The 15,161-nt window shown below is 72.0% G+C and carries 12 protein-coding genes and 1 pseudogene; 9 read left to right on the top strand and 4 right to left on the bottom strand.

Going from position 1 to position 15,161, the window contains the following annotated elements; all coding sequences use genetic code 11:
* The first annotated feature begins 129 nt into the window (after nt 1-129).
* The 4 genes from ACFYMU_RS15985 to ACFYMU_RS15970 all read left to right on the top strand — a co-directional run bounded on the left by ACFYMU_RS15985 (nt 130) and on the right by ACFYMU_RS15970 (nt 4,615).
* A complete protein-coding gene (locus tag ACFYMU_RS15985) occupies nt 130-1,221 on the top strand; it encodes a sugar ABC transporter substrate-binding protein (protein ID WP_388373150.1) in 1,092 nt (363 codons plus the stop codon).
* A gap of 109 nt (nt 1,222-1,330) precedes the next feature.
* Entirely contained in the window at nt 1,331-2,107 is a 777-nt protein-coding gene (locus tag ACFYMU_RS15980; RefSeq protein WP_388373148.1) for an ATP-binding cassette domain-containing protein, read from the top strand.
* Nucleotides 2,104-3,393 carry a sugar ABC transporter permease gene (locus ACFYMU_RS15975; protein ID WP_388373146.1) on the top strand — a complete coding sequence of 430 codons (1,290 nt, stop codon included), beginning with the start codon at nt 2,104-2,106 and terminating at the stop codon, nt 3,391-3,393. The genes ACFYMU_RS15980 and ACFYMU_RS15975 overlap by 4 nt, the downstream gene beginning before the upstream one ends.
* Before the next feature lie 13 nt (nt 3,394-3,406).
* Entirely contained in the window at nt 3,407-4,615 is a 1,209-nt protein-coding gene (locus ACFYMU_RS15970; RefSeq protein ID WP_388373144.1) for an ROK family protein, read from the top strand.
* Nucleotides 4,616-4,704: 89 nt separating this feature from the next.
* Here ACFYMU_RS15970 and ACFYMU_RS15965 read toward each other — a convergent pair whose 3' ends face one another.
* A complete protein-coding gene (locus ACFYMU_RS15965; RefSeq protein WP_388373142.1) occupies nt 4,705-6,378 on the bottom strand; it encodes a dolichyl-phosphate-mannose--protein mannosyltransferase in 1,674 nt (557 codons plus the stop codon).
* A 326-nt stretch (nt 6,379-6,704) separates the two neighbouring features.
* Here ACFYMU_RS15965 and ACFYMU_RS15960 point away from each other — a divergent pair, with 326 nt between their 5' ends.
* From ACFYMU_RS15960 to ACFYMU_RS15945, 4 genes are all read left to right on the top strand, one after another.
* Nucleotides 6,705-7,202 (top strand): SigE family RNA polymerase sigma factor, encoded by a 498-nt coding sequence (locus ACFYMU_RS15960; RefSeq protein WP_388373140.1) that lies wholly within the window; start codon nt 6,705-6,707, stop codon nt 7,200-7,202.
* Nucleotides 7,192-7,923: a L,D-transpeptidase gene (locus ACFYMU_RS15955; protein WP_388373138.1), complete on the top strand. Its 732-nt coding sequence runs from the start codon at nt 7,192-7,194 to the stop codon at nt 7,921-7,923. The genes ACFYMU_RS15960 and ACFYMU_RS15955 overlap by 11 nt, the downstream gene beginning before the upstream one ends.
* A 360-nt stretch (nt 7,924-8,283) precedes the next feature.
* Nucleotides 8,284-10,335 (top strand): phosphocholine-specific phospholipase C, encoded by a 2,052-nt coding sequence (locus ACFYMU_RS15950; RefSeq protein ID WP_388373136.1) that lies wholly within the window; start codon nt 8,284-8,286, stop codon nt 10,333-10,335.
* Nucleotides 10,336-10,420: 85 nt separating this feature from the next.
* Nucleotides 10,421-11,263 (top strand): phospholipid scramblase-related protein, encoded by an 843-nt coding sequence (locus tag ACFYMU_RS15945; RefSeq protein WP_388373134.1) that lies wholly within the window; start codon nt 10,421-10,423, stop codon nt 11,261-11,263.
* A 63-nt stretch (nt 11,264-11,326) separates the two neighbouring features.
* On the opposite strand, the gene ACFYMU_RS15940 is transcribed toward ACFYMU_RS15945, so the two are convergent.
* Both ACFYMU_RS15940 and ACFYMU_RS15935 read right to left on the bottom strand, forming a co-directional pair.
* A complete protein-coding gene (locus ACFYMU_RS15940) occupies nt 11,327-12,277 on the bottom strand; it encodes a DMT family transporter (RefSeq protein WP_388373132.1) in 951 nt (316 codons plus the stop codon).
* 119 nt (nt 12,278-12,396) lie between these two features.
* Nucleotides 12,397-12,924: pseudogene (locus ACFYMU_RS15935) on the bottom strand (phosphatase PAP2 family protein); the annotation flags it as partial.
* Nucleotides 12,925-13,141: 217 nt separating this feature from the next.
* Here ACFYMU_RS15935 and ACFYMU_RS15930 point away from each other — a divergent pair.
* Nucleotides 13,142-13,756: a TetR/AcrR family transcriptional regulator gene (locus ACFYMU_RS15930; RefSeq protein ID WP_388373130.1), complete on the top strand. Its 615-nt coding sequence runs from the start codon at nt 13,142-13,144 to the stop codon at nt 13,754-13,756.
* 155 nt (nt 13,757-13,911) lie between these two features.
* Here the strand turns inward: ACFYMU_RS15930 and ACFYMU_RS15925 are convergent, their stop codons facing one another.
* Complete coding sequence (locus ACFYMU_RS15925) at nt 13,912-14,985, bottom strand: DUF2510 domain-containing protein (RefSeq protein WP_388373128.1); 1,074 nt, start codon at nt 14,983-14,985, stop codon at nt 13,912-13,914.
* Nucleotides 14,986-15,161 lie beyond the last annotated feature (176 nt).

Genomic DNA, 15,161 nt, shown 5'->3' with positions numbered 1-15,161 from the left:
TCTCGCCCACAACATTCAGCCGGGCGGATCACCCGAGACCCGGCGACTCCCCCGCGAGCGTGCATTTCGCCCTCCTCCTCACCTCGTGCGTCCGGTCGTCCGGCCGTAACACCAGAAAGGACCCTGCCCATGCGCAAGGGACTCCTCCTCACCGCCGCCTCGGTGGCGCTGGTCAGCTCGCTCACCGCCTGCGGCTCCTCGTCGAGCACCACTGGCTCCGGCTCCGACGCCAAGAAGCCGAAGATCGGCGTGATCCTCCCGGACAGCAAGTCGTCCGCCCGCTGGGAGACCGCGGACCGCAAGTACCTCTCCGAGGCGTTCAAGGCCGCAGGCGTCGACTACGACATTCAGAACGCCCAGGGCGACAAGCAGCAGTTCCAGACCATCGCCGACCAGATGATCACCGGCGGCGTCAACGTGCTCGTGATCGTGAACCTGGACAGCGGAACCGGCAAGGCCGTGCTCGACAAGGCCAAGGCGCAGGGCGTCGCCACGATCGACTACGACCGGCTCACCCTCGGCGGCTCGGCCCAGTACTACGTGAGCTTCGACAACACCCAAGTCGGCAAGCTGCAGGGCGAGGGCCTCAGCAAGTGCCTGAGCGACATGAAGGCCAAGAAGCCTGTCATCGCCACGCTCAACGGTTCCCCGACCGACAACAACGCGACACTGTTCGCCAAGGGCTACAACGGCGTCCTCGACCCGAAGTACAAGTCGGGCGAGTACGTGAAGGGCCCGGACCAGTCCGTCCCGGACTGGGACAACGCCCAGGCCGGCACCATCTTCGAGCAGATGCTCACCAGCCAGCCCAAGATCGGCGGTGTGCTCGCCGCCAACGACGGCCTCGGCAACGCGGCCATCGCCGTCCTGCGCAAGCAGAACCGCAACGGCGAGGTCCCGGTCACCGGCCAGGACGCCACCGTCCAGGGCCTCCAGAACATCCTCGCGGGTGACCAGTGCATGACCGTCTACAAGGCGGTCAAGAAGGAGGCCGACGCCACCGCCAAGCTCGCCATCTCGCTCGCCCAGGGCAAGAAGGGCGAGACGAACGCGACCGTCGAGGACCCCGAGGGCAAGCGCAAGGTGGCGGCCGTGCTGGAGACGCCCGTGGCGATCTACAAGGACAACGTCAAGGACGTCGTGGACGACGGCTTCGTCACCAAGGAAGAGCTGTGCACGGGCAAGTCCGCCGCCCTGTGCGCCGAGGCCGGCATCAAGTAGTCCCGACCGGCCGGTTCGAACGCCCTTGGTTCGGTCGGCCCGAGCGCGGGCCCCGGAAACCTCTGACACCCGGGGCCCGCGACCTCACGACAGTAAGGAGCCGTCTTCCGTGACAGCGTCCCCGATCCTTCAACTGCGCGGGATCGACAAGAGCTTCGGCCCGGTGCAGGTACTGCACGACGTGTCCTTCGACGTCCACCCGGGCGAGGTGACCGCCCTCGTCGGCGACAACGGCGCCGGCAAGTCCACGCTCGTCAAGTGCATGGGGGGAATCCATCCGATCGACGGCGGCGAGTACCGGTTCGAAGGCGAGCAGGTGCAGGTGCACAGCCCGCGCGACGCCGCGGCCCTGGGTGTCGAGATCGTCTACCAGGACCTGGCGCTCTGCGACAACCTCGACATCGTGCAGAACATGTTCCTCGGGCGTGAGAAGCGCCGGGGACTCGTGCTGGACGATGCGACGATGGAGGAGATGGCCGCAAAGACCCTCGAAGGACTGTCGGTCCGCACGGTGAAGTCCATCCGCCAGCAGGTCTCGAGTCTTTCCGGAGGACAGCGGCAGACCGTGGCCATCGCCAAGGCCGTGCTGTGGAACAGCAAGGTCGTCGTCCTGGACGAACCGACCGCCGCGCTCGGTGTCGCCCAGACCGCGCAGGTCCTCGAACTGGTCCGGCGACTGGCCGACAACGGTCTCGCCGTGGTCCTCATCTCGCACAACATGAACGACGTCTTCGCGGTGTCCGACCGGATCGCCGCCCTCTACCTGGGCCGGATGGCCGCCCAGGTCAGGACGTCGGACGTGACGCATGCCCAGGTCGTCGAACTCATCACCTCAGGCCGCAGCGGGGACCTCGGCCTCGCCCACACCAACGGAGCCACCGCATGACCGCCGCCGTCGCCCCCGAGAAGCCGGAGAGACCGGAGAAGCCGGAGCGCACCGGCTCGCCGAAGAAGAACGGAGGGCCCGGTGCCGCGAGTCTGCGCTCCGTGGCCCTCGGGTACGCGGAGCGGGTCCGCGGCGGCGAGTTGGGCGCCCTCCCCGCCGTCCTCGGTCTGATCGTCCTGTGCGTGTTCTTCGCCGCCCTGCGCCCGGTCTTCCTCTCCGAACTGAACTTCGCCAACCTGCTCACCCAGGGCGCGGGCAGCATCGCCATCGCCATGGGACTGGTCTTCGTCCTCCTCCTCGGGGAGATCGACCTGTCCGCCGGGTACGCCAGCGGGGTCTGCGCGGCAGTCCTGGCCATCCTGCTCACCGATCACGGGTGGCCCTGGTACGGCGCCGTGGGCGCGGCGATCCTCACCGGCACGGTCATCGGTCTGCTGCTCGGCGTGCTGGTGGCGAAGGTCGGCATCCCCTCCTTCGTGGTCACCCTGGCCGCGTTCCTCGGCTTCCAGGGCGTCGTGCTGATGCTGCTGAAGGAGGGCACCAACATCTCCATCGAGGACCGGACGATCCTGGCCGTGGCGAACAACAACCTGGCTCCCGCGCTCGGTTGGGTTCTGCTGGCGGTCGCCGTCGCGGGGTACGCGGCGATCCAGATCCGGCAGAACCTCAACCGTGGCCGGCGAGGGCTCGCCACCGCCCCGGCCGCACTGCTCGCGGTCCGGATCGGCGGCCTGTCGGTGCTCGGCGCGGTCGCCGTCCACCTGCTCAACCAGGAGCGCAGCCGCAACGTCATCGTCGACTCCCTCAAGGGCGTGCCGATCGTGGTCCCGGTCATCGCCGTCCTGCTCGTCGCCGGTACGTTCCTGCTCCAGCGCACGCCCTTCGGCCTGCACATCTATGCGGTGGGCGGCAACGCCGAGGCGGCACGCCGGGCCGGCATCAACGTGGCCGCCATCCGGATCTCCGCATTCGTGATCTGCTCCTCGCTCGCCGCGGTCGGCGGCATCATCGCCGCGTCCCGCGGCAACTCGGTCGACCCGAACACCGGTGGCAGCAACGTGCTGCTGCTGGCGGTCGGCGCCGCGGTGATCGGCGGGACGAGCCTGTTCGGCGGGCGCGGGCGGGTGGTGGACGCGGTGCTCGGCGGCATGGTGGTCGCGGTCATCCAGAACGGCATGGGACTGATGGGCTACAGCTCAGGGGTCAAGTACGCTGTCACGGGTTCGGTTCTGCTGGTGGCCGCAGGCGTCGATGCGCTCTCCCGTCGCCGGGCCGTACAACGATGAGGTCTGAGGTTCCATGAAAGCCGGTCCCTCACAGGAGGAAATTCGCCGGCACAACCTCGGCACACTGCTGCGTCATGTGCACATCGGCGGCTCGATGTCGAGGGCGGTCCTGGCCGAGCGCATGGGCCTCAACCGCAGCACCATCCTGGGTCTGGTCAGCGACCTGGCAGCGGCCGGCCTGGTCCGTGAGGAACTGCCCCGCGACACCGGAAGGGCGGGCCGGCCCTCCTTGGTCGTACGACCCGAGTCCGACCAGGTGTACGTCCTCGCCTTCGATGTCGGCGTGGACCGGCTGACCGCCGCACGCATCGGCCTGGGCGGGGTCTTCCTCGACCGCAGGGAGATGCCCATGTCTCCCGACCGGCGCGACACCGGCGCAGTCACCGAAACGCTCAGCGGCTTCGCCCGGCAGATGATCGACACCGCACGGCACGGCACCCTCTGCCTCGGCGCGGCCGCCGCCGTCCGTGGCATGGTGCGCAGGGCCGACGGTGTGGTCCGCTCCGCCCCCTACATCGACTGGAAGGACGAGGACTTCGGCGAGGATCTCGCACGCCGGCTGGACCTGGGCCTCCCCGTCTCGGTCGGAAACGAGGCCAGTCTCGGCGCCCTCGCCGAGCACCTGCGCGGCGCCGGCACCGGCTGTCAGGACCTCGTGTATCTGCACGGCGACATCGGCATCGGCGGCGGCCTCGTCATCAACGGCCGACTCCTGGACGGTGACAGCGGATACGGCGGCGAGATCGGCCACATGGTCGTCAATCCACGCGGCGGCAGACCTTGCGGATGCGGCGCGCGGGGCTGCCTCGAAGCCGAGGCCGGCGAGCGCGCCCTGCTGGAAGCCGCACAGCGCGACCCGTCGGCCATGGGCCGCGAGGCCGTACGCGCCGTCGTCGAAGCAGCCGACCGGGGCGACAGCACCGCCCGCGCCGCCCTCCACGACGTCGGTGACTGGCTCGGCATCGGCGTCGCCAACCTGGTCAACATCCTCAACCCGCGGACCGTCGTCTTCGGCGGGACACTCCGCGAGGTGTTCCTCGGTTCGGCCGCCCAGATCCGCAGCCGCATCAACTGCCACGCCCTCGCGGCCTCCCGCGAGCAACTGCGACTGCGTGTCGGCGAGCTCGGAGACAACGCTGTCCTCATCGGCGCCGCCGAACTCGCCTTCTCGGCGATGCTGGAGAGCCCACTGGAGACTCTGGCCCGCGGCAGAGCCTTGTAGCCCCCTGCCGGCACAGCTGTCGTTCGCCGTCCGGCGAGGTGCCGTGCGTCGGGAGCCTGCCGATGCCGCCGCCCGGCACGTCTTCCCCGTCAGACCCAGGTGTCCAGCCACATCCGCGCCCGCCAGCCGTCGGTCGGGATCGTGGCGCCGGTGTACAGCGGCCAGAAATAGATGAAGTTCCACAGGATCAGCAACGTGAGAACGCCGACGCCGGCCATGCCCCAGAGGCGGGGTCGCCGACCGGGTCCGGACGCGCCGAGGGCCGCCCCCGCCGTCATCGCCACGGCAAGGCACAAGTAGGGCAGGAAGACCACCGCGTAGAACGAGAAGATGGTGCGGTCCGAGTAGGCGAACCACGGAAGCCAGCCTGCCGCCACCGGGCACAGGACGGCGCCGGCACGCCAGTCGCGGCGCAACGCCCATCGGTACAGCAGGTGGACGAGGGCGCAGCACGCCGACCACCACAGCATCGGTGTGCCCAGAGCGATGATCTCCCGCGCACAGCCGCCGGCCGCCCCGCAGCCGTCCTGGCCGTAGGCCGACGACTCGAAGAAGAAGGACACGGGGCGTCCGAGCACCGGCCAGCTCCACGGGTGCGACTGGTACGGGTGGGGAGTCTCCAGCCCGATGTTGAACCGGTACACCTGGTACTGGTAGTGCCACAGGCTGCGCAGCGGCGCCGGGATCCAGCCCCACGTGCCGCCCCGGCCGTCGGCCCAGTGCCGGCCGTATCCCTTGTCGGACAGCAGCCATCCGGTCCATGTCGCCGAGTACGTCGACAGGGCGACAGGGACCAGGGACACCACGGAGGGGCCGAGGTCCTTGCGCAGCACCGCGCGGTACGGGTGCCGTGCCCCCGCGACGCGGCGTGCGCCGACATCCCACAGCAGGGTCATCACGGTGAAGAACACCAGGAAGTACAGTCCGTTCCACTTGGTCGCCGACGCCAGCCCCAGAAGAACTCCCGCGGCAACCCGCCACGGCCGCCACCCCGTGCCGCTCCGGTCGCCGAGGTGACGGCCCGCACCCGCGCCACGGGGGCCGCCCGTCGGCAGCGCCAGGGCCAGCCGCTCCCGCGCCCGGTCACGGTCGATCAGCAGGCAGCCGAAGGCGGCGAGGACGAAGAACATGACGACGAGATCCAGCAGAGCGGTACGGCTCATGACAAAGTGCAGCCCGTCCACCGCCATCAGCAGGCCGGCCAGACACCCGAGGAACGTCGAGCGGAACAGACGCCGTCCGATCCGGCACAGCATCAGCACGGACAGCGTGCCGAGGGCGGCGGTCATGAAGCGCCAGCCGAACGGGTCGAGTCCGAACACCCACTCGCCGACGGCGATGACCCACTTGCCCAGGGGCGGGTGGGCGACGAACGCCCCGGTGTGCGACAGGGGTATGACCTGCGGGTCGGCGAGGATCTGCGGATCGGTGATCTTGCGGTCCGGCCACACGCCTTCGTAACCGAGCCGCAGTTGGGCCCAGGCGTCCTTGGCGTAGTACGTCTCGTCGAAGACCACGGCGTGGGGCCGGCCGAGTCGCCAGAAGCGGATCGCTCCCGCGACGGCGGCGACCAGCACCGGGCCGAGCCATCCGGTCGCCCCGGCAGCGCGACGGGCGACGCCCGGGGGACAGCCCAGGGTCCGCCAGAGCCGAGTCGGCGGTCGGGGGAAGTCCGGCACCAGCCGTTCCGCCGTGCCCGTGCGCGGAAGCGGCACGTAGCCGAAGCGCCGCAGCCGCTCGGCCCACGTCCCGTCGCCGCTCACCTCTGCTCCTCGCCGGTCCACCCGGTCACCGACGGGCGAAGGGCGCCTCACCGGCCCTCCGGGCTGCCGAGGAGCATCCGGGACCGCGCCCCGACGGCCGTCCGCGCGCGGCCCGTCGGCGTCGCCGGCACACACGCGGCCGCGGCCACCCGGGAGAGGCCGCGTCGCCGGCTCCTGGCACTGCTGGTCATCGAGTTCCTCCTGCGATGTGTTTCGATGTGTGGCGTACGGGACCTGTACGCGCGGGGAAGACGGCCGGGTTGCACAGGGCTCCCGGAATTCCGGAGAACTCGTGGCGATGTCATGGGTGAGTTCACGGCGGGGACATGACCGAGGAAGAGTTCGACGCGTTCTACGCGACCGCGTTCCCCCGACTGACCGGCCAGCTCTACGCGTTCACCGGGGACCGCGGCGAGGCGCAGGACGTCGTGCAGGAGGCGTTCGTACGGGCCTGGGACCGACGTCGGGAGTTGCTCGCCGACGGCGCCCCCGAGGCGTGGGTCCGGACCGTGGCGATGCGGCTCGCGGCCAGCCGCTGGCGACGGGCACGACGCTGGCTGGAACTGGTGCGTGGCACCCCGCCGCCGGAGCACATGCCCGGGCCCGGGCCCGAGCGGGCCGTGCTCGTGGCGGCGCTGCGTACCCTGCCCGAGGCGCAGCGGATGGCCGTGGTTCTGCACCATCTGTGCGACCTGACCGTCGAGCAGGTAGCCTCCGAAACCGGTGCACCCGTCGGGACGGTCAAGGCCCGGCTGTCCCGGGGCCGGGCGGCGCTGGCGCGGCAACTGGGCGAGGCGGAGAGGGAGGACGACCGTGTCCGATGACCTCATCACCCGGCTGCGTGAACTGGCCGAGTCCGGGCAGACCCCGCCCTCCGCGTCCGGCACGGAGATCCGCCGCCGGGCGGACGCACGCCGTCGCCGTCACCGCGCGGTCGCCACGGTCGCCGGGGCCTTCGCCGTGACGGTCCTGGGCCTGGTGCTCCTACGGAATCCCACCGGCGCGGACGCCCACGACAGCCCCTCTCCGGCCACCGGCCTGACCGGCACGGCGACCACCGGGGCGACACCCACCGCCACAGTGGACCCCACCCGGCGGGTGCTCGTCGTCGGACGTCGCGAACTGCCGGTCGTGGCGGTCGGGTTGCATACCCCGGCGCCGACCGGGCGGATGACGGTCACGGCACGGGAGGACACCAGGGTGCTGCCCGCCGAGGAGGTCGGCCTGGAGCACGCCCACAGCCTCGAGGTCCCCTGGGTGGTCGAACTCCGCGCCGAAGACGGCACGATCACCTACCTCGGCGCTCCGGCGCACGGCATCGGACACCCGGGCCGCTTCGAGCCGGCGAACGGCTGGTTCGGCCTGAGGCCCGCCGACGCGCGGTGGCTGTACGAGCAGGTGCGGGTGGGCGACGTGGTCGACGTCGAGAGCCGCAGGAGCACGTCCACGACGTCACCGGCCGGCCGTACGTCCGCGACGGCGGGTTCGGCGAGCACGGCGTACGTCTCCGGTGGGCCCGGGACGGGAAGCCCTCACCCGTCGTGACGAACACCGCGTCACCACGTCACCACGTCACGTTCGCTGTCAGGCCGCCACGTCCGGCCGTCGCACGCGATCGGCGGCGATGCGGCGGTCACCGCGGCGCGGTGCGCATCGAGATCAGCCCACCGCGGGAGCACCGGCGGTAGCGGGCGAGGCCGCCGCGACGGCCGCCGCCCGGCCCCGGGCGGTGCCGGTCCTCCCGGGGCGGTCTTGACCGCTCTCACATCTCCCGTACGGGCGACTGTCACATGGGCGCCATCGCATCCTTTCCCGATGTTCGATCCTCCTGGAACACTCCCTTCGCGCAGGTTCCCTCACCATCGGGCGTCCCGCCCCGTCAGGAAGACAAGAGGTCACCCCCTCATGCCTCATGTGAATCGGCGCCGCTTCCTCCAACTCGCCGGCGGCACCGCCGGGTTCACCGCGCTCTCGAGCAGCGTCGAGCGCGCCGCCGCCCTTCCCGCGCACCACCGTTCCGGCACCGTCGAGGACGTCGAGCACATCGTCGTCCTGATGCAGGAGAACCGATCCTTCGACCACTACTTCGGCACGCTCCGAGGCGTTCGCGGCTTCGGGGACCCGCGGCCGGTGACCCTGCGGAACGGCAAGCCGGTCTGGCACCAGTCGGACGGCGTCAGGGACATCCTGCCGTTCCGCCCCGACGCCGACGACCTGGGCCTGCAGTTCGTCCAGGACCTCCCGCACGGCTGGAACGACGGGCACGCCGCCTTCAACGGCGGGGCGTACGACAGATGGGTGCCCGCCAAGTCCTCGACCACCATGGCGTATCTGACGCGCGAGGACATACCGTTCCACTACGCGCTCGCCGACGCCTTCACCATCTGCGACGCCTACCACTGCTCGTTCATCGGCTCCACCGACCCGAACCGCTACTACATGTGGACGGGCTGCACGGGCAACGACGGCACGGGCGGCGGCCCCGTCCTCGGCAACGACGAGGCCGGCTACAGCTGGACCACCTACCCCGAGCGCCTGGAGAAGGCCGGGGTCTCCTGGAAGATCTACCAGGACGTCGGCGACGGCCTCGACGCGAACGGCTCCTGGGGCTGGATCCAGGACGCCTACCGCGGGAACTACGGCGACAACTCGCTGCTGTACTTCACCCGGTACCAGAACGCGGGGCCGGGTGACCCCCTCCACGACAAGGCCCGCACCGGCACCGACGCCCGCAGGGGAGAAGGCTTCTTCGACCGGCTCAGGGCCGACGTGCGGGCCGGCACGCTGCCGCAGATCTCCTGGGTCGTCGCGCCCGAGGCGTTCACCGAGCACCCCAACTGGCCGGCGAACTACGGCGCCTGGTACATCTCCCAGGTCCTGGACGCACTCACCTCCGATCCCGCGGTCTGGGCGAAGACGGCACTGTTCATCACCTACGACGAGAACGACGGCTTCTTCGACCATCTGATACCGCCGTTCCCGCCGGCCTCCGCCGCGCAGGGCAAGTCCACGGTCGACGCCGGCCCGGACGTCTTCCCGGGCGACGGCAGTCACGTCCCCGGCGCCTACGGGCTGGGACAGCGCGTGCCCATGCTGGTCGTCTCGCCCTGGAGCAAGGGCGGCTACGTCTGCTCCGAGACCCTCGACCACACCTCGATCATCCGGTTCATGGAGCGCCGCTTCGGCGTCCACGAGCCGAACATCTCACCGTGGCGGCGCACCGTGTGCGGCGATCTGACCGCGGCGTTCGACTTCTCCCGCAAGGACGCCGGCCCGGTGTCGCTCCCGGCCACCGACGGCTACCGGCCCCAGGACCACGACCGCCACCCCGACTACGTGCCGGTCCCGCCCGCCACCCCCGTCCTTCCCCGGCAGGAACGGGGCCCGCGGCCCACCCGCCCGCTGAAGTACGCGCCCCTCGTGGACGGTTCGGTGAACGCCCCGGCCGGCACCCTCACGCTCACCTTCGCCTCGGGACGGCGCGCCGGAGCCTCCTTCCTCGTCACCTCCGGCAACCGCGCCGACGGTCCGTGGACCTACACCACCGAGGCCGGCACGACCGTGTCGGACACCTGGAACTCGGCGTACTCCAACGGCTCGTACGACCTGACCGTGCACGGCCCGAACGGGTTCCAGCGCGTCTTCAAGGGCCCCGGCAGGAGCGCCGGCCCCGAGGTGATCGCGCGGCACGGCCGCGACGACATCACCCTGACCTTCACCAACAAGGGCTCCGGCACGGTGCGGTTCAAGGTCGCCAGCGGGTACGGGGGGCGCCCGAAGACCCTCACGGTCCGGGCCGGTGCCACCGTCGGGCACACCGTCGGCCTGGAGGCGAGCAGGCGCTGGTACGACCTCACCGTCACGTGCGACGCCGACCCGTCCTTCCTGCGCCGTTTCGCGGGGCACGTCGAGAACGGGCGGCCGGGCGTGAGCGATCCGGCGATCGCCACGGAATAGGGGCGCGACGCAGGCGGAAGGGGGGCGATGATCCCGTATCGAGGGGGCTGGCCAGATACCGATGTGCTCGCGGTAGTGTGCCCCGGTGACCACGCAATCGAACACCCCTGCAGGCTGGTACCCGGACCCGCACGGCGCGCCCCGTACGCTCCGCTACTGGGACGGCGCGCAGTGGACCCAGCACACCAGCCCGGACCAGCAGGGAGCGGCTCAGGCCCCGCAGGCCCACGCCCAGGCGGCAGTTCCGCAGCAGCCGGCCGGTCCCGACCCGCGCGTGCAGAGTCAGGTGCAGCGGGAGGCCGGGGTCGCCCCGAGCGGTCCCGGCGGCGGCAGCCTGTTCACCGAGCCGGTCCTGGTGGTGAACCAGAAGGCCAAGCTGATCGAGCTGACCAACGAGTACAAGGTCATGGATCAGAACGGCAACCAGCTCGGCTCGGTCGTCGAGGTCGGACAGAGCGCGCTGAAGAAGGCGCTGCGCTTCGTCTCCAGCCTGGACCAGTTCATGACCCACAGGCTCGAGATCCGTGACAACTACGGACAGCCGCAGTTGGTGCTGACCCGGCCCGCGAAGTTCCTCAAGTCGCGGGTCGTCGTGGAGCGTCCGGACGGGCAGCCCGTGGGCGAGATCGTCCAGCAGAACATGATCGGGAAGATCAACTTCGCGATGAACGCGAACGGCCGGCAGGTCGGTGCGATCAAGGCGGAGAACTGGCGTGCCTGGAACTTCGCGATCGTCGACCACGCGGACAACGAGGTCGCCCGGATCACCAAGACCTGGGAAGGTCTGGCGAAGACGATGTTCACCACCGCGGACAACTACGTCCTGCAGATCCACTACCAACTGCCCGAGCCGCTGCTGAGCCTCGTCGTGGCCACGGCGCTCACCGTGGACACGGCGCTCAAGCAGGACTCCCGGGGCCTCGGCTGAGCCCCGGGGACGGATGACGGCGGCGGCCGGCGCGTGCGGGAGCACGAGCCGGCCGCCGTGCGTTCACCGGGCGGTGAAGTGCTCGGCCGCGGGCGGTGCCGTCTGCGCGGGCAGCAACGGCAGTTCGTGGGGAGCCGGTCCCGACTCCGGGCCGAGCATCGCCGCGACCGGACGGCCGCCGTCCGCGTGCGGCGGATCCGGCGCGGTCCGCGACAGCGTCACCACGCCCCACGACGCCAGCAGCGCCCCGGCCGCGGTCAGCAACAGCCCTGCCGCGCCGCCCTGGAGGCGTTCGCCCAGGAGGGACAGGCCGATCACCGCCGCCGCGACCGGATTGGCGAGGGTCACCACCGCGAGCGGGGCGCCGAGACCGTCCCGGTAGGCCGTCTGCGACAGCAGCAGGCCGCCCGTCGCGAACGCCGCGACCAGGAGTGCCACGACGAGGACGTGGGTGCCGAGCACCGGCTCCGAACGGTCGGTCGCCGCCACCGTCACGCTCTGGGTGAGGGCCGAGGCGACACCTGAGGCGAAACCGGAGGCGGTCGCGTGCCGCAACCCGGGCCGGGCGCCGGGCCGGCACAGCACGCCGATCAGCGCGGCGGTCGCGCCCGCCACGGTCAGCGCCTCCGGCAGGCTCAGCAGATCGTCGGGTTCCGGCCCGGACGCCGTCACCAGCAGGGCGGCCAGACCGATCAGCGTGAGCGCGGTGCCCCGCCACTCCACCGCGCCGACGCGGCGTCCCGCCGCCCGCGCGCCGAGCGGCACCGCGGCCACCAGGGTGAGGGCGCCCAGCGGCTGCACGAGGGTCAACGGCCCGAATTTCAGGGCGGCGACGTGCAGCACCGCGGCGGAGGCGTTCAGGACGACCGACCACCACCAGGCGCCGCGCGTGAGCAGCCGCAGCACACCGGTGCCGGAGGTGCGGAAGGCCAGCCGCTCCTGGGCCACCGCGGCGGCCGCGTACGCGACGGCGGAGAACAGGGACAGGCCGACGGAGAGGACGGTGCCGTTCACCGGCGGGCTCCGACCGGGCCGGGGCCGTCGGCCGGCACAGCCCCGTCGGGCCCGGACGACGGCCCCGGGCCCGGCATGGTCGCGGGCACCGGCGTGGCCTCCGCCGCCGAGTTCGACCCCAGGTCCGGCATGGCGGCGAACTGGTTCGCCGGCGGGTCGGCGCCCGGCTCGGCGCCGTACACCGTGGGCCCGTACGTCCGCCCGGTGTCCACCAGGTGAGCCACGTCGAGCATCCGCGGCGGGGCGAGCGGAAAGGCGAGGTGCAGCGCCGGCGCGGCGCCGGTGACCAGGGCCAGGACCCGGCGGGCCCACCGACGGTGTCCCGGCCGTCGTATGTACGGCCGGACCAGGAAGGCCCCGGTGGCGGCGAAGTGGACGGCCGCGCAGCAGACGTTCGCGGCGCGCACCAGGGCGTCGCCGTGCAGCAGTGCGGACTGCACGGCGCCCTCGCCCGGCAGGCGGAGGGAGCGTTTACCGCCCCGGACGCGGCGCGCGTTGCGGAACGCCTCGGCGGTACGGCCGTCGGGGAGCACCCGGCCGGACTTGTGGACCAGGAAGAGCCCTGCCACCAGCAGGACTTCTCGGGGCAGGGGCGGCCGACGTGCCGTGGCCGCCCCTGCACTTTCAGGCTCGGTGCGGGAATCCATCCCCCGCCCCCTTTGCTGACGTGCGTGCGTGGGGTGATGCGTGGTGAGCCCAGGAAGGGATCCACCGGACAGACGAGTAGGTCCTGTCCAAGGCTCATCGATACGCCAGTGTACCGATACGCCAGTGTACCGATACGCTCGCGTACCGGTACACTGGCGTATCGATATACTGCTGTGAAGCGGCCCACCGACCGGATCACGACCGAGGAGCAGCGTCATGACGTCGCAGGCAGCGGACGGACCGGAGACGGTCGCCGGCTCGCGCCGCTCCAAGCTCACGCCCGAGCGTGAGCGCGAGTTCTTCGATGCCGTGCTCGAGCTGATCCGCGAATGCGGCTATGAGGCGGTCACCATGGAGGGCGTCGCCGCCAGCACGCGATGCAGCAAGTCGACGCTGTACCGCCAGTGGAGGACGAAGCCCCAGTTCGTGGCCGCCGCCCTCAGGGGCAGCCGCTGTGTGCGGTTCGCGGGCCTCGACACCGGTTCGCTGGCCGGGGACCTGCGCGCCGCGGCGCGGGCCGCCGCCGAGTGGTCAGGGCGCGACACCAAGCTGGTCCAGGCCCTCGGACATGCCGCGATGCAGGACGAGGGACTCGCCCGGGCGCTGCGCGAAGCCGTCGTCGAGCCCGAGGTGAAGGCACTGCAGGAGATCGTCCGGCGCGGCGTGGAGCGCGGGGAGGTGCCCGCCGACCACCCGGCGCTGGAGTACGTCCCCGCGCAGCTGCTGGGCGTGCTGCGGGTCCGCCCGCTCCTGGAGGGGCGTTACGCGGACGAGGACTACCTCAGGCGCTTCGTCGAGGCGGTGCTGCTTCCCGAGCTCGGACTGACATGAGACCGGGGCCGCCGTCCGCGGGATGACCGGACGGCGGCCCTCACGCGCCGCACCGTGGGGACGGGGGCGGCGCACCCCGCCGGGCGGGGTTCCCCTTGAGCGGAGGGGAACCCCGCCCGGCCGCGCCATGTCCGGCCGGGCCGCCGCACGGCGGCTCACGCGCTCCGGCCGTTGCCGCCCGCCGACGCCTTGATGCCCTTGGTGATCTGGTCCAGCACCGACTGCCGGGGCGCGTCGGGCCCGATGTCGATGCCGAAGCGGACGACGACGAGCCGCCGTGAGTCGGCGGGCGACGGGAAGACCAGCGACTCGACGCAGCCGTCCGCGCCCTTGCTGGTGACCGCCTTCCAGCGGACCATGTAGCCCCGCTGCCCGGCCACGGTCACGGCCCGGGAGGCCAGCACCTCGTGGGACGTGATCCTGCCGTAGGAGGCGCCGCCGTAGGACTCCTCGGCGTTCCCGGCGATGTCCTCCTCGGCCGCCTGCTGCGGCGTGGTGGCCTTCAGTCCCTGCGCCTGGGCGGGCGCCGAGTACGCCCCGCCGGTGCTGCAGACCTTCGAGGTGTCTCCGGGGCACGGGTAGGTGCCCTTCGCCGTGATCCGCGCCCCCACGTCGAAGGCCGTGCCGCTCCAGCCGTCCGGCACGGGGATGCTGATGCCGTTGACCGGATCGACGACGTACCCGTCCTCGGCCCGCGGCTGCCCGGACCCGCCCGGCCGGGGGGCCCGGTCGCCGCCCGAGCCCCCGTCCCCGTCGGGACCGCCGGACCCGCCCTGGTCGCCGAAGGGCCCGCCCCGATCCCCTTGGCCGTCCTGCCCCTCGGGACCGCCGAACCCGCCCGGGCCGCCCGCTTCTCGGGAGCCGGCGGAGCCCCGGCCGTCGTGCGCGGTCAGCGCGTAGACACCGCCGCCGACGGCCGCGAGGACCACGACCGCCGCCGCCACGGCGAGCCCGGTCCGCACCCCGCGCCGCGCGGGCGCGGGCCGGGCACCCGGATACGGGGCGGCGGCGAACGGCAGGCCCGCCCCGGCGCCGACGGCCGCCCCGGCGCCGACGGCCGCCCCGGCGCCGACGGCCGGCGGCTGCGCCGGCGGACCCCAGGAGGCGGCCGTATCCACGGCGCGGATCCGGTCCGTCCATGCCTCGCCGTCCCACCAGCGCTCGGTGGCGGGACCGTCACTTGTCTGCCCGGGGTCGGGATACCACCCGGGCGGAGTCACCTGCGTCATGGGCCCACCGTACGAGGCGTGCGTGAAAGACGGATGAGAGTGCCGGACGAGGGAGGACGGCGCACGCGGCGGCCTGCCGCCCGGCTCGCGGTGCGGCCGCCGCCGGCGTGCGGCGTCGCCTCGGAAGGCGCCGTATCACCCATCACGGCAACAGCTGCACCGAGCGGGCTCCACCG

This window comes from Streptomyces sp. NPDC007264 (assembly GCF_042869095.1).
In the GTDB taxonomy this organism is placed as follows: domain Bacteria; phylum Actinomycetota; class Actinomycetes; order Streptomycetales; family Streptomycetaceae; genus Streptomyces.
The sequence above is the reverse complement of the archived record's forward strand: the minus strand, read 5'-3'. Positions and strand labels throughout refer to the sequence as shown.